Consider the following 12,621-nt stretch of genomic DNA (forward strand, 5'->3'; position numbering starts at 1 on the left):
GCTCGAAGCGCATGGGCTCGAAGCGCACGGGGTCGGTGCGCACGGGATCAGCCTGCCACGCCGAAGTAGGCGCGGACCCCGGCCAGCTCGGCCAGGAACCGGTCCACGTCGGCGGTGGTGGTGTAGAGGTAGCCGCTGGCCCGGGTGGTCGCGGTCAGCCCCAGGGCCCGGTGCAGCGGCTGGGCGCAGTGGTGGCCCACCCGCACAGCCACTCCCGCGACGTCGAGGACCTGGCCGACGTCGTGGGCGTGCACCCCCGCCACGTCCACCGCGGCCAGCCCCACCCGGTCGGCCCCCGGGGGCGGGCCGATCAGCCGGACCCCCTCGAGCTGGGCGAGTCCGGCGGCCAGCCGCTGCCCCAGCTCCCGCTCGTGGGCGGCGACGCGCTCCATGCCGACGCCCTGCAGGTAGCGCACGGCCGCAGCCAGGGCCACGGCCTGGGCGATCCGCTGCGTGCCGGCCTCGAAGCGGGTCGGCGCCGGCAGGTAGGAGGCGCCCTCCATCGTGACCCGGGTGATCATCGACCCGCCGGTGAGGAACGGCGGCATCGCGTCCAGCAGCTCCCCCCGCCCCCACAGGGCGCCGATGCCGGTGGGCCCGAGCATCTTGTGCCCGGAGAACACCGCGAAGTCCACGCCCAGGGCGGGGAGGTCCACCGGCAGGTGCGGCACCGACTGGCAGGCGTCCAGCACGGTCAGCGCCCCCGCCTCCCGGGCCAGGCCCACCAGGTCGGCGACGTCGGTGACCGCCCCGGTGACGTTGGAGACGTGGCTGAAGGCCAGCACCTTCGTGCGCTCCCCGATCACCTGCCGGGCGGCCGCGTGGTCGAGCAGCCCGGCCTCGTCCACGGGGATCCAGCGCAGGCTCGCCCCGGTGCGGGCGGCCAGCTCCTGCCACGGGATGAGGTTGGCGTGGTGCTCGGCCTCGGTGGTCACGATCTCGTCGCCCGGCCCGAGCCGGAACCGCCCGGCGGCCTCTCCCCCGCGCCCGGCGGCGGCGTTGGAGAAGGAGTAGGTGATCAGGTTGATCGCCTCGGTGGCGTTGGAGGTCCACACCAGCTCGGCCTCGGTGGCCCCGACGAAGCCGGCCACGACCCGGCGGGCCTCCTCGTAGGCGTCGGTGGCCTCCACCGCCAGGGCGTGCGCGCCGCGGTGCACCGCGGCGTTGCGGTGCAGGTAGAACTCCCGCTCGGCGTCCAGCACGGCCAGCGGCTTCTGCGAGGTGGCCCCGGAGTCCAGGTAGATCCCCGGGGCGCCCGTCAACAGGGGGAAGTCCTCCCGGATGGCGCGCACCTCGGCGTCGGTCAGCGGCTGCACGTCGTTTCCGTCCATGGTCCGACACTCTACGGCCCGGGCCGGCGGCCGTCCCGGGCACGGCCGGCCGCTAGGGTCGGCGGGGCCGGAGATAGGTGCGGCCACTGGCGTCCTTCTCCACGACGTAATCCTGCTGCAGGTCCTGGTACCACTGCCGGGTCTGCTCGCTGGGCTGGTCCTGGCCCCGCAGGTCCCGGCGGCTGCGCGCCGCAGGTCCGTAGAACCGCATGGCGAGGTCGTCGAAGCGGCGGAAGAGGCTGCGCCGGGGCGGGTCCGGCTCGTCGTCGGGGGTCTGGTGGTCGGTCATGGTGTCCTTCTCGAGCATCGGTGCGCGGTGCCGGCGGGTCACCGGCGGTGTCGGCAGGCCCGCTCGCCGTCGCACGGCCCCACCGGCGACGACGGGCGGCCGCGGCGGGTCCGCGCACCGGGACGGGAGCAGGACCGTGCGGGGCGGCGGAGCACAGGACCATGATCGCCTCCCCGGCCACCGGGGGCAAAGGCACCGGGGCGAAGGCACCGGGGCGAAGGCGGTGCCCCGCCGGGACGGCACCGGCGGCGCGCGGGCGACCGGCTCGGGGTCGAGGCCGGGGCCGCCGCGGGTGCCGGTGACCGCCCCGGCGGCGTCTGCCCCCTCACGCGCGCCGCCGGGGCGGGACTACGCTGGGCGGAACTGGTCGAGAGGTGCAGGATGGACGACCGGACGATCGCCAGGACCCAGGCCCGGATGATCCGCGCCGCGATCAGCGACGCCGGGCTGGGCGTGCACGAGCTGTGGGAGGAGTACCGCCGCAGCGGCGGGGAGGTCGACGAGCTGGAGGTCGACGCCTACCTGCACCATGCCCTGCACCTGGTGCCCCGGCACCGGGACAGCCTCGCGCGCATCACCAACCGCATGGTGCCCGGCGCCCGGGTGCCCTGCTCCCGGGACCTGCGCCCCATCGACGGCAGGTCGGAGACGTGACCCGGTCACGGCGGGGCCCCGCCGGTCCGATATCGTGACGGCATGGCCCCACACCACGCAGGACGGACGCTCACCGCCGGACTGGTCGGATACGGCATGGCCGGGCGGCAGTTCCACACGCCGCTGCTGCGGGAGGCCGGCTGCCGGGTCACCGACGTCGTCACGACCGACCCCGGCCGTCGCGCCGAGGCGGACGCCGACTGGCCCGGGGTGTCGGTGCACCCCCACCTCACCGCGCTGCTGGAGGCCTCCCGGCCGGACGTTCTGGTCGTCGCCTCCCCGACCGGCCGGCACGTCGAGCACGCGCTGGCCGGCCTGGACGCCGGGATCCCCGTGGTCGTCGACAAGCCGCTGGCCCTCGACCACGCCGGCGCCGCCGCCGTCGCCGGGCGGGCCGAGACCACCGGGACGCCGCTGACCGTCTTCCAGAACCGCCGCTGGGACGCCGAGCAGCTGACCCTCGCCCGGCTGCTGGCCGAGGGCCGGCTCGGGGACGTGCACCGGTTCGAGCGCCGCTGGGAGCGCTGGCGCCCGGTGCCCAAGAACCGGTGGCGGGAGAACGCGGTCGGTGCGGGCGGCGGGCTGCTGCTCGACCTCGGCCCGCACCTCGTGGACGCCGCGATGCAGCTCTTCGGTCCCGTGACCGGGGTCCGGGCCGAGCTGCGCGCCCTGACCACGCCCACGGAGGACGACGTCTTCCTGGCCCTGGACCACGCCTCGGGCACGGTCAGCCACCTGTGGGCCGCGAGCCTGGTCGGCGCCCCCGGGCCGCGGACCCGGGTGCTCGGCTCGGAGGGCGCCTTCCTGGTGCCCGGCCACGAGGACAGCCCCGGCCCCTTCGACGTCCTGGCCCCCGGGGACGGGGCGACCGGCTGGCTGGTCCGCGGCGCCGAGAGCACCCCCGTGCCCACCGCCGCCGGCGGGCCCGCCGACTTCTACCGGGACGTGGCCCGGTGGATCCTCGACGGCGGGCCAGCCCCGGTGGACCCCGCCGACGCCGTCGCCACGGCCGCGGTGCTCGACGCCGCCCGCCGCAGCGCCGCCACGGGCGCCCGGGAGGCCCCCGCGACCTCCGGCCCAGTGGACGGCCGGTAAGGGCCGGCCGGCAAGGGACGGCCGGGAGACGCGGCGAGGACCGGTCAGACCGCCCCGCCGGCGGCCTCCGGGGCTCCCGAGCCATGGCCGTGCCCGCCGTCGCCGATGTGCTCGCGGGCCACGAAGTTCTCCAGGTCGAAAAGGTTCTCGGCCCGGGCGGCGACGTTCACCAGCGTGGTCATCGACGCCACCTCCTCCACCTGCTCCTGGAGGAACCAGAGCATGAACTGCTCCCCCAGCGGGTCCTCCTCGGCCCGGGCGGCGGCGAACAGCGCCTTGATCTGCTCGGTGACCTCCTGCTCCTGGGACAGCGCCAGGGCGAGCGGCTCGCGCACATCGGTGAAGTCGTTGCGCACCTCCCCGACTCCCGGGATGGCCAGGGGCAGGTTCCGGTCCAGGATGTACCGGACGATCATCATGGCGTGGTTGCGCTCCTCCAGGGACTGCCGGTAGAAGTGCCGGGCCAGCTGGGGCAGGTCCTGGCTGTCGAACCAGACGGCCACGGCGACGTACTGGTGGGAGGCGGCGAACTCGTGCCCGACCTGACGGGTCAGCAGCTGGGTGAAGGACTCGGGTGCCATCGGACGCTCCTGGGTTCTCGGCGTCCCGGGCGGAGACCGACGCTGCGTGCCGGCCCGCGCAGTCGTCGCCGACCGGGACCGGGGCTGTACGCCTGACACGTGCTGGCCGGACGGCACCGGAGGGCCACGGCACGGCACCCCGGTGAGGATCTCGATTCTAGTCCTCCGGCACCGCCCGGCGGCAGGGCGGTCAGGGCTGCGGAGCGGCAGTCCGGGCCGCCCCGCCGCGAGCCCCGGCAGGCGGTCCGCACCAGGTGGTGAGCGCCTCCTCGAGCCCGGACCGGGTCCCCTCCCCCACCCAGGCCACATGGCCGTCCGGTCGGATCAGCACGGCCGTGGGCGACGGGACGGCGCCCAGCGCCGGCAGCTCCCAGGTGCCGGAGCACTCGGCGTGCACCCGTCGGACGCGGTCCGCCCAGGGGCGGACGTCGACGCCGTGCGGCTCCTGCTCGGCGAGCTCGAGCAGCACCGGCCGGGCCTCGTGCAGGAGGGCGAACACCCGCAAGGGGCCGTCCGTCGTGCGGAGGTCGAGGTCCGGCATGCGCCGCCCCAGCAGGGGGTGTCCCGGACCCAGGTCGTAGTGGACGTCCAGTCCGGACATCATCGCGGCGAACCGGCGGCGCGGTTCCTCCATGCCCAGCAGCTCGGCGACGGTCTCGCCCACGGCCCGGAGGCGCTCGTCGGGCCGCCGGAGCGCGACCTGGGCCATCGTGTGGCGCAGCACGCGGGCGGCGACCGGGTGCCGCTCGGCGTGGTAGGTGTCCAGGAGGTCCTCCGGCGATGTCCGCCGCAGGACCTGGGCCAGCTTCCAGCCCAGGTTCACCGCGTCCTGCACCCCGGTGTTGAGGCCCTGGCCGCCGTCCGGGGCGTGCACGTGGGCGGCGTCGCCGGCCAGCAGGACCCGCCCCTCCCGGTAGGACGCCGCCTGCCGGGTCGTGTCGGTGAACCGGGTCAGCCAGGTGGGACCGTGGACCCCGTAGTCGGTCCCGTACACCGCCACGAGCGCCTCGCGGAGCTCGCGCAGGGTGGGCTCGCGGCCGGGCCCGACGTGGCGCTCGGTCACCATGATCCCCACCTGCCCTCCCTCCGTCCGGCGGAAGGCGTGCTTGCCGAGGGCGTCCTGGTGGATGCCCCACTCCGGCTCCTCGTCCGTCTCGGCCTCGGCGAGCAGGCTGCTGGTCGTGGCGTCCCAGCCCGGGAAGGCGATGCCGGCGGCCTCGCGGATCCGGCTGCGCCCGCCGTCGCACCCGACGACGTACTGCGCTCGCCACCGCCGGCCGTCGGACAGGGCGACGTCGACCCCGGCGCCGTCCTGGACGAGGCCCGCCACCTCGTGGCCGTAGTGGACCGGCACCCCCAGCTCGCCGGCCCGGTCGGCGAGAAGGCGCTCGATGTGGTGCTGCCACAGCGCGAGTCCGTAGGGATGGCGGGTGGGGAAGTCGCTGATGTCCAGGGGAACGCCGGCGTACCCCGCGACCTGAGCGGTCGTGCCCCGGGACAGGAACCGGTCGGCGAGCCCACGCTGGTCGAGCACCTCGATGGTGCGCGCGTGCAGCCCTCCGGCGCGCGAGCCGACCAGGTCCTGCCCGGGCCGCCGTTCCAGGACGGCGACGTCGATCTCCGCCAGCGCCAGCTCGCCCGCCAGCATCAGGCCCGTCGGCCCCGCGCCGACGATCACCACCGCGTGCTCGTTCATCCGCTCCCCCTCGGTCCGCCGGTGCCGGTTCCTCCCCGGCTCCGGTCTGTGATTCTGCGGCCCCGCGGGGGGCTTGCCGCAAGCCCCCCGCGGCGCCGTACCGTGGAGGTGAGGGAGGTCCTCCGCGCCGAGGCGTGCCCCACGGCCCCGTGCTGCGCAGCCCCCGGCACGTGTCCCGGCCGGGCCGGCCCCGGCGATCCTCACGACGCTCCTCCTCGTCCCCGTCCGGGTCCTCGCCGACGCCCTCGTCCTCGTCCGGGGTGCCCGTGGCATTCGACGGAACATGTCGCGCCGGGATGTCGAGATCCTGCGGGCGGCTCCGTCCTGGGGGTGAGCACGGCCACAATGGGCCGTACCGCACCGAGGAGATCACGATGGCCAAGTACCTGTTGCTCAAGCACTACCGGGGCGCCCCGGCGCCGGTCAACGACGTGCCGATGGACCGGTGGACCCCGGAGGAGATATCGGCGCACGTGCAGTACATGAACGACTTCGCCGCACGGCTGGAGAGCACCGGCGAGTTCGTCGACGCGCAGGCGCTGTCCCCCGAGGGCACGTTCGTCCGCTACGGCGGCGAGGGCCGGCCACCGGTCACCGACGGCCCGTTCGCGGAGACCAAGGACCTGATCGCCGGGTGGATGGTGATCGACGTCGAGAGCTGGGAACGGGCGCTGGAGCTGGCCGGTGAGCTGTCCGCGGCCCCGGGGGCGGGCGGGAAGCCGATCCACGAGTGGCTCGAGGTGCGCCCGTTCCTGGCCGCGCCCCCGACCGTCACGGAGTGACGCACGGTGGACGAGGACCTGCTGCGGGCCCTCACCCCCACCGTGACGGGCGTCCTCGTCCGCCGTGGAGCCGACTTCGCGGCGGCCGAGGACGCCGTGCAGGACGCTCTGCTCGAAGCGGTGCGCGTGTGGCCGCGCGATCCGCCGCGGGACCCGCAGGGCTGGCTGGTCACCGTGGCCTGGCGCAAGTTCCTCGACGCCCTCCGCGCCGACACCGCACGGCGGCGGCGCGAGGAGCGCGTCGAGGCGGATCCCCCGCCCGGCCCGGGACGGGCGGTGGACGACACGCTCCAGCTGTACTTCCTGTGCGCGCACCCCTCCCTGACCCCGGCCTCGGCCGTCGCGCTCACCCTGCGCGCGGTCGGCGGCCTGACCACCCGGCAGATCGCCCGGGCCTACCTGGTGCCCGAGGCGACCATGGCCCAGCGGATCAGCCGGGCCAAGCGGACCGTCTCGGGCGTGCGGTTCGACCAGCCCGGTGATCTCACCACGGTGCTGCGCGTGCTGTACCTGGTCTTCAACGAGGGCTACTCCGGTGACGTCGACCTCGCCGCCGAGGCGATCCGGCTCACCCGACGGCTCCGGGCCGGGACCGAGCACGAGGAGGTGGCGGGACTGCTCGCGCTCATGCTGCTCCACCACGCGCGCCGACCGGCACGGACCCGCCCCGACGGCAGCCTCGTGCCCCTGGCCGAGCAGGACCGCCGCCGGTGGGACACCCGCCTGATCGCCGAGGGTGTCGAGGTTCTCCAGGCAGCCCTCGCCCGGGACCGGCTGGGCGAGCTCCAGGCCCAGGCCGCCGTCGCCGCGCTGCACGCCGACGCCCGCACGCCCGAGGAGACCGACTGGGTGCAGATCGTCGAGTGGTACGACGAGCTGCTGCGCCTCACCGACAGCCCGGTGGCCCGCCTCAACCGGGCCGTGGCGGTCGGCGAGGCCCAGGGCCCGCGGGCCGGGCTGGCCGCCCTGGCCGGGCTCGATCCCCGGCTGCCCCGCCGCACCGCCGCAGCGGCCTACCTGCACGAGCGAGCCGGCGACACGGAGACCGCAGCACGGCTCTACGCCGACGCCGCCCGGCTGGCGACCACGCTCCCCGAACGCGACCACCTGACGCGGCAGGCCGCACGGCTCAACGCGCGGCTGCGCGGCTGAGCGGTCCGTCCGAACCGGCGTGGATGCACCGGATCGCGGGACCGAGCTCCTAGGCTCCGGGACATGAACTCCGCCGGATCCACCGCTCCTGGGACCCCTCCGCCGCGCCGCCTGCCGCGATGGCTGGTGGTCCTGGTGAGCCTGGGCGTGGTCGTGGGTCTGGGCGGAGCGCTGCTGGTGCTGCTCAATCCTGCAGAGGCCTCGTTCGGGTGGTTCGCGTACGCCCCGCTCGGCGACGGGACGTTCCCCGACGTGCTCTGGGTGACCCCGGAGGCGGCGGCCGGGTGGACCGGTGTCGTCGCCGGCCTCGTCGTCCTGGCCTTCTGCGCCGGCTGGCTCGTGGGCCGGCTTCGGCACGCCCCGCCCCGCTGATCCGGTCAGGACGCGGGCAGCGGGACCACGGTGCGGTACTTGCCGCCGGGGCTCTGCTGCGGCGCCTCCGCCGCCCGCTGCACGGTGACGTGGGCCAGGCCCAGATCGTCGAGCAGGCCGGCGATCCCGCTCAGCACGGCCGTCCACACCTGTTCGGGGTCGGCCTCCGCGGCGGGATGCAGCCGCACCCGCAGACCGGTGGGGTCGGTCTGGACGATCTGGAACAGCTCCACCCCGGGGACGCGGTCGACGACGGTGCCCAGCGCCAGCGGAGGGACCGTCACCCGGCCCCGGCCGTCGGCGGCGGGAAAGGCCAGCACGTCCGAGGCCCTCCCCTGCACGCGCAGGGCCGGGGCCGGGTTCCCGCAGGCGCACGGGTCGGGCTTGACCAGCACGCGGTCGCCCACGTCCTAGCGGATGATCGGCAGGACCCGGTTGGCCAGGTTCGTCATGAGCACCGTGTGCGAGATCGTCCCGGGCGGGACGGGGCGGTGCTCGGCGTCCACCGGCTCGAGGATCACCCAGTCCCCGATGAGGTGCAGCCAGCCCTCCGTGCAGCTGGAGGCGGCGTAGCCGGACTCGGTGCAGCCGTAGACCTCCCGCACGGGTGCGGCGAAGGCCCGCTCGAGCCGGATGCGCTCCTCCGGGGGCAGGCCCTCGGCGGTGCTGAGCACGAGCACCGGTCGCAGGTGCAGCCGCCCGGCCTGCTGCTCGGAGGCCAGCAGGCGCAGCACGCTGGCGTAGGCCCCGAGCAGCAGCGGGTCGAAGGCGTTGAGCTCGGCCACCAGCTCGGGCAGCGGCCGGTGGATCGACAGGATCCGCAGCCGGCGGTGGCGCCGTGGCCGCTCCCGCTGCTCGCGGGTGCTGGTGGCCACGGCCAGGAAGTGCCCGCCGGTGGCCACGACCGCGGCGAAGCGTCCCCCGCGGACCACCAGCCGCACCACCTCCCGGGGCGACAGCCAGTCCGCGCTCAGCCGGGCCATCAGGCCCGAGGTCACCGCCCGGTACCGGTCGTCGAGCACGAAGACGCCCCGGGTGCCGGTGGTGCCGGCAGTGGTGGCCACCAGGTACTTCCCGGCGAACGGCTCCCCGATCCGGGCCGGGTCCGCCACGAACTCATCGACCGCCGCGCGCGTCACGGCCGGATCCGTGACCACGTCGTCGAAGGAGGCCATCAGCGCCCGCTTGTCCGTCACCGGCAGTGCGGTGACGTCCTCGATCCGCTCCGGCAGCCCGTGGTAGAGCCGCCGGTAGTACGGGGAGTTCGTCCGCGCGAAGACCACCAGCTCCGCCAGCCGCTCCTGCTGCCGCCTCCGGACCGCCTCCGGGCCCCGACGTCGGGTCCGGCGCGCGTCCCACCACACCCGCCACGCGCTGCCGCCGCGGTCACCGGTGACGCGTTCCCCTCGTGCCCCCATGGAACGACTCTAGGAACCCCGCGCCGGGGGTGACAGAGCCTCGGCACAGGTGACGCCATCAGTCCTCGTGCCCCCCTGCGGCCGGTGGGCCGGTCCTCCTCGTCCAGGTCGGTGCCGCCGGTGTGCGCGCGTTCGTCCCGGGCCGCCCGTCGACACCGGCACTGTGACGGCGGGACTGAGACGGCTGCCTGGGCCCGGTGGCCCTGGGCGCAGCGTCGTTCGTGCCCCCGTCTGCTGCGGCCCCGGGGCGAAGGCGTGGACCTCGGCGGTCCCCGGTGGTGACATGGAGGTGTCCCGGAGCGCCGCCCGGGGCTTCCGGAGGGAGGAGCACCATGGGCTTCCGCAGGAGTTCGCGTCCGTCGGTGGGGGTGCCGTTCGAGGAGGCCCGGGGCGGGGTCATCGCCTCCCGGTTGAACGGCCTGCGGGCCGCGGTGATGGGCGCCAACGACGGCATCGTCTCCACCGCCGGCATGGTGGTCGGCGTGGCCGGGGCAGCCGTCGGCAGCAGCGCCCTGCTGGCCTCGGGAGTGGCTGCGGTGATCGCCGGCGCCCTGTCCATGGCCGTGGGCGAGTACGTGTCGGTCTCCAGTCAGCGCGACGCCCAGGAGGCCGAACTGGCCCACGAGCAGCGTCGGCTCGACACCGACCCCGCACACGAGATCGACCGTCTCACCGGCTTGTTCGCAGCTCAGGGCATCGAGGCCCCTCTGGCCCGTCAGGTGGCCGAGCAGCTGATGACCGGGAGTCCGCTGACCGCGCACGCCCGCTACGAGCTGGGCATCGACCCGGGACAGTTGACCAACCCCTGGCACGCGGTCCGGGTGTCGACGGCCGCCTTCGTGCTCGGCGCGCTCGTTCCGCTGCTCACCATCCTCGCCTCCCCGCGGCCGGTCGCCGTGCCGGTCACCATGGTGTCCGTGGTCATGGCCCTGGCTGTCACCGGTTCGCTCGCCGCCCACCTCGGCGGAGCTCCACGAGCTCGGGCGGCGCTGCGCACGGTCGCCGGGGGCCTGACCGCCATGGTCATCACCTACGGCATCGGTCTCCTCCTCGGTCACCAGCTCTGAAGGCGGCGCCGGAGGCTCCTCCGGCGGACGAGCGCGGCCGGCCGTGCCGAAGTCGGCCAGCTCCGCTCCGGACCGCTGCGCCCGGCGCTCCCCGCCCCGCGCGGGCACGGCCCGGGGAGCTCAGACGAGGCCCATGCCCCCGTCGGTGGTGATGACCTGCCCGGCGACCCACACGCCCTGGTCGGTGGCCAGCCACCCGATCAGCCGCGCCGGGTCCGTCGGGCGTCCCCAGCGGCCGAACGGGGTGGCTTCGCGCCACGCCTCGATCTCCGCCAGGGACCGGTCGGTGCTCTCCGGGTCGAGGTAGCCGGTGTTGACCGGCCCCGGGTTGACGGCGTTCAGCACGATGCCGAGCTCGAGCAGCTCCGCGGCCACCGTGGGGGTCGCCCCGGCCAGGGCGGCCTTGCTGGTGGCGTAGGCGACCTCACCGCGCATCGGCCCCTCGCCTTGGCCCGAAGTCATCCAGAACACCCGGCCCGCGGTCCGTTCGTCGACCGGTCCGCCGCCCCGGACACGGTCTCCGGGGCGGGCCGGTGCGTGGGGCGCGGCCGTGGCGGTGCGGCGGTGGGCGAAGTGACGGTGGGCGAAGTGACGGGTGAGCAGCAGCGTGGAGCGGGTGTTGGTGTCCCAGAACGCGTCCAGGACCTCGGCGGTCATGTCGAGGACGGACCCGTCCCCTCCGCTGCGGGCGTGGTTGCAGACCAGGATGTCCAGCCGGCCGGTCAGGGCCCACGCCTGGTCCACGAGCTGCTCCACGGCGTCCGCGTCGCGCAGGTCCGCGGAGGCGTCGCCGGCCGTCGCCCCCTCGACCAGGGCCTCCCGGACGCCGGCGCGGACCGCGTCCAGGTCGTCGCCGCCCCAGGGCTGGTCCGCGTCGTGCGGGCCGTGGTGGTGGAAGAACACGCTCGCCCCCAGGGACGCGAGCTCGACGGCCACGGCGTAGCCGATGCCACGGCGGCGCGAGACCCCGGTGACGAGGGCGGTCCTGCCCTGCAGGGGTCGTACGGGCGTCGGGTGAGGCATGGTGGTGCTCCTGGCGTGCTGGGGGATGCGGCGGTCACGGGGCAGGCGCTCATGCGGTCCTCATGCGGTCCTCATGCGGTCCTCATGCGGTCCTCATGCGGTCCTCATGCGGTCCTCATGCGGTCCTCATGCGGGGGAACCTACCAGGTGGTGCCTGCCCTGGCGGGACCGCGGCGCGCGGTCATCGGCACGGGGTCCGCGGCACGGGGTCCTCGGCACGGGGTCCGCCGCGCCGCGGGCCGGACCGGCGTCAGCGTTGCCGGGCGAGGCCGAGGTCGCCGAGGACGCGTGCGAGGCGGGCGCGCTGCGCGTCGTCCAGTCCCCGGAGGGGCAGCGGCAGGCACGCCCCGGTCGCCAGCCCCTCCTGTTCGGCGATGGCGGCCACGACCCGCAGGCTCCCGTGCTCGGCGAACAGCCGCCACAGCGGTGTCAGCCGCTCGGACTCGGCCGCGGCCTCGAGGGCTCGCCCCTCCCGGGCGGCCCGGGTGATCCTCAGCGCCGGGGCCGGCAGCGTGCCGGCGAGGACCGAGTACCAGGCGTCGCAGCCGGCGACCAGGCCGGTGGCTGCCGTGGCGTCCCCGGAGACCCCGATGCTCACGTGCTCCGGGACCACCGCGCGGATCGCGCTCACCCGCGCCCGTGCGGCCCGGGGGTCGGAGGGCACACCGGGGATCTTGATCGAGGCGATCCGGGGCAGTTCCGCGATGCGCCCGTAGAGCTCGGTGCTGAAGGTGACATGGGTGGTGCCCGGGTTGTCGTAGACGATCACCGGCACCGAGGAGTGGGCGGTGACGGTGTCGAAGAGCCCGACCACGTCGTCGTCGGTCAAAGGCTGGTAGCTCATCGGCGCCAGCAGCACCGCGGAGGCCCCGGCCTGCTGGGCGTGCTCGAGGTGGGTGAGGACCTGTGAGGTGCGCAGCGCTCCGATGCCGACGAACACCGGGATGGTCCCGGCGTGCTCGACCGCCAGCCGGGCGACCCGGCGTCGCTCCTCGGTGCTCAGGTAGGCGTAGGAGCCGGTGGAGCCCAGGGCGGTGACGGAGTCGACCTGCGCCGCCGCCAGCCGCTGCACCAGGCCGGTGAAGGCGGTCTCGTCCACGGCGTCGCCCGCCAGCGGGGTGAGGGGGAACGCGCTCAGGCCGGTGAACATCGTGGATTCTC

Annotated in this window: 14 protein-coding genes; 6 read left to right on the forward strand and 8 right to left on the reverse strand. The window is 75.3% G+C overall.

Annotation, left to right across the window (positions count from 1 at the left end; translation table 11 throughout):
- Nucleotides 1-47 precede the first annotated feature (47 nt).
- Both AYX06_RS03050 and AYX06_RS03055 read right to left on the reverse strand, forming a co-directional pair.
- Nucleotides 48-1,331, reverse strand: a complete 1,284-nt coding sequence (locus tag AYX06_RS03050; RefSeq protein WP_062734358.1) for an aminotransferase class V-fold PLP-dependent enzyme — start codon at nucleotides 1,329-1,331, stop codon at nucleotides 48-50.
- Nucleotides 1,332-1,383: 52 nt separating this feature from the next.
- Nucleotides 1,384-1,620 (reverse strand): hypothetical protein, encoded by a 237-nt coding sequence (locus tag AYX06_RS03055; protein ID WP_062736849.1) that lies wholly within the window; start codon nucleotides 1,618-1,620, stop codon nucleotides 1,384-1,386.
- A gap of 381 nt (nucleotides 1,621-2,001) precedes the next feature.
- Here AYX06_RS03055 and AYX06_RS03060 point away from each other — a divergent pair, with 381 nt between their 5' ends.
- Together AYX06_RS03060 and AYX06_RS03065 are read left to right on the forward strand one after the other, a co-directional pair.
- Complete coding sequence (locus AYX06_RS03060) at nucleotides 2,002-2,274, forward strand: hypothetical protein (protein ID WP_062734360.1); 273 nt, start codon at nucleotides 2,002-2,004, stop codon at nucleotides 2,272-2,274.
- A 42-nt stretch (nucleotides 2,275-2,316) separates the two neighbouring features.
- Nucleotides 2,317-3,369 (forward strand): Gfo/Idh/MocA family protein, encoded by a 1,053-nt coding sequence (locus tag AYX06_RS03065; protein ID WP_062734363.1) that lies wholly within the window; start codon nucleotides 2,317-2,319, stop codon nucleotides 3,367-3,369.
- A 44-nt stretch (nucleotides 3,370-3,413) separates the two neighbouring features.
- On the opposite strand, the gene AYX06_RS03070 is transcribed toward AYX06_RS03065, so the two are convergent.
- Together AYX06_RS03070 and AYX06_RS03075 are read right to left on the reverse strand one after the other, a co-directional pair.
- Nucleotides 3,414-3,950 (reverse strand): ferritin, encoded by a 537-nt coding sequence (locus AYX06_RS03070; RefSeq protein ID WP_062734366.1) that lies wholly within the window; start codon nucleotides 3,948-3,950, stop codon nucleotides 3,414-3,416.
- Nucleotides 3,951-4,140: 190 nt separating this feature from the next.
- Nucleotides 4,141-5,646, reverse strand: coding sequence for an FAD-dependent monooxygenase (locus tag AYX06_RS03075; protein ID WP_062734368.1), 1,506 nt, complete (start codon nucleotides 5,644-5,646; stop codon nucleotides 4,141-4,143).
- Nucleotides 5,647-6,020: 374 nt separating this feature from the next.
- Here AYX06_RS03075 and AYX06_RS03080 point away from each other — a divergent pair, with 374 nt between their 5' ends.
- The 3 genes from AYX06_RS03080 to AYX06_RS03090 all read left to right on the forward strand — a co-directional run bounded on the left by AYX06_RS03080 (nucleotide 6,021) and on the right by AYX06_RS03090 (nucleotide 7,952).
- Nucleotides 6,021-6,428: a YciI family protein gene (locus tag AYX06_RS03080; RefSeq protein ID WP_062734370.1), complete on the forward strand. Its 408-nt coding sequence runs from the start codon at nucleotides 6,021-6,023 to the stop codon at nucleotides 6,426-6,428.
- Between the two features lie 6 nt (nucleotides 6,429-6,434).
- The gene (locus AYX06_RS03085; RefSeq protein WP_062734372.1) at nucleotides 6,435-7,580 is read left to right on the forward strand and encodes an RNA polymerase sigma factor; all 1,146 of its coding nucleotides are present in this window, start codon (nucleotides 6,435-6,437) and stop codon (nucleotides 7,578-7,580) included.
- Nucleotides 7,581-7,643: 63 nt separating this feature from the next.
- A complete protein-coding gene (locus tag AYX06_RS03090; RefSeq protein WP_147017535.1) occupies nucleotides 7,644-7,952 on the forward strand; it encodes a hypothetical protein in 309 nt (102 codons plus the stop codon).
- A gap of 5 nt (nucleotides 7,953-7,957) precedes the next feature.
- Here the strand turns inward: AYX06_RS03090 and AYX06_RS20370 are convergent, their stop codons facing one another.
- Nucleotides 7,958-8,359: a phenylacetate--CoA ligase family protein gene (locus AYX06_RS20370; protein ID WP_232319382.1), complete on the reverse strand. Its 402-nt coding sequence runs from the start codon at nucleotides 8,357-8,359 to the stop codon at nucleotides 7,958-7,960.
- A 3-nt stretch (nucleotides 8,360-8,362) separates the two neighbouring features.
- Complete coding sequence (locus tag AYX06_RS03095; protein ID WP_232319383.1) at nucleotides 8,363-9,370, reverse strand: phenylacetate--CoA ligase family protein; 1,008 nt, start codon at nucleotides 9,368-9,370, stop codon at nucleotides 8,363-8,365.
- 332 nt (nucleotides 9,371-9,702) lie between these two features.
- On the opposite strand from AYX06_RS03095, the gene AYX06_RS03100 reads away from it, so the two are divergent.
- A complete protein-coding gene (locus AYX06_RS03100; RefSeq protein WP_062734377.1) occupies nucleotides 9,703-10,437 on the forward strand; it encodes a VIT1/CCC1 transporter family protein in 735 nt (244 codons plus the stop codon).
- 120 nt (nucleotides 10,438-10,557) lie between these two features.
- On the opposite strand, the gene AYX06_RS03105 is transcribed toward AYX06_RS03100, so the two are convergent.
- Nucleotides 10,558-11,460, reverse strand: a complete 903-nt coding sequence (locus AYX06_RS03105) for an SDR family oxidoreductase (protein ID WP_062734379.1) — start codon at nucleotides 11,458-11,460, stop codon at nucleotides 10,558-10,560.
- 250 nt (nucleotides 11,461-11,710) lie between these two features.
- Nucleotides 11,711-12,610, reverse strand: a complete 900-nt coding sequence (locus AYX06_RS03110; RefSeq protein WP_062734381.1) for a dihydrodipicolinate synthase family protein — start codon at nucleotides 12,608-12,610, stop codon at nucleotides 11,711-11,713.
- Nucleotides 12,611-12,621: the final 11 nt, after the last annotated feature.

This window comes from Kocuria turfanensis, from assembly GCF_001580365.1.
In the GTDB taxonomy this organism is placed as follows: domain Bacteria; phylum Actinomycetota; class Actinomycetes; order Actinomycetales; family Micrococcaceae; genus Kocuria; species Kocuria turfanensis.

What these genes read in the sequence shown, in the direction of transcription:
- AYX06_RS03050 (WP_062734358.1), bottom strand. Translation starts at nt 1,331, where the DNA reads ATGGACGGAAACGACGTGCAGCCGCTGACCGACGCCGAGGTGCGCGCC.
- AYX06_RS03055 (WP_062736849.1), bottom strand. Translation starts at nt 1,620, where the DNA reads ATGACCGACCACCAGACCCCCGACGACGAGCCGGACCCGCCCCGGCGC.
- AYX06_RS03060 (WP_062734360.1), top strand. Translation starts at nt 2,002, where the DNA reads ATGGACGACCGGACGATCGCCAGGACCCAGGCCCGGATGATCCGCGCC.
- AYX06_RS03065 (WP_062734363.1), top strand. Translation starts at nt 2,317, where the DNA reads ATGGCCCCACACCACGCAGGACGGACGCTCACCGCCGGACTGGTCGGA.
- AYX06_RS03070 (WP_062734366.1), bottom strand. Translation starts at nt 3,950, where the DNA reads ATGGCACCCGAGTCCTTCACCCAGCTGCTGACCCGTCAGGTCGGGCAC.
- AYX06_RS03075 (WP_062734368.1), bottom strand. Translation starts at nt 5,646, where the DNA reads ATGAACGAGCACGCGGTGGTGATCGTCGGCGCGGGGCCGACGGGCCTG.
- AYX06_RS03080 (WP_062734370.1), top strand. Translation starts at nt 6,021, where the DNA reads ATGGCCAAGTACCTGTTGCTCAAGCACTACCGGGGCGCCCCGGCGCCG.
- AYX06_RS03090 (WP_147017535.1), top strand. Translation starts at nt 7,644, where the DNA reads ATGAACTCCGCCGGATCCACCGCTCCTGGGACCCCTCCGCCGCGCCGC.
- AYX06_RS03095 (WP_232319383.1), bottom strand. Translation starts at nt 9,370, where the DNA reads ATGGGGGCACGAGGGGAACGCGTCACCGGTGACCGCGGCGGCAGCGCG.
- AYX06_RS03100 (WP_062734377.1), top strand. Translation starts at nt 9,703, where the DNA reads ATGGGCTTCCGCAGGAGTTCGCGTCCGTCGGTGGGGGTGCCGTTCGAG.
- AYX06_RS03105 (WP_062734379.1), bottom strand. Translation starts at nt 11,460, where the DNA reads ATGCCTCACCCGACGCCCGTACGACCCCTGCAGGGCAGGACCGCCCTC.
- AYX06_RS03110 (WP_062734381.1), bottom strand. Translation starts at nt 12,610, where the DNA reads ATGTTCACCGGCCTGAGCGCGTTCCCCCTCACCCCGCTGGCGGGCGAC.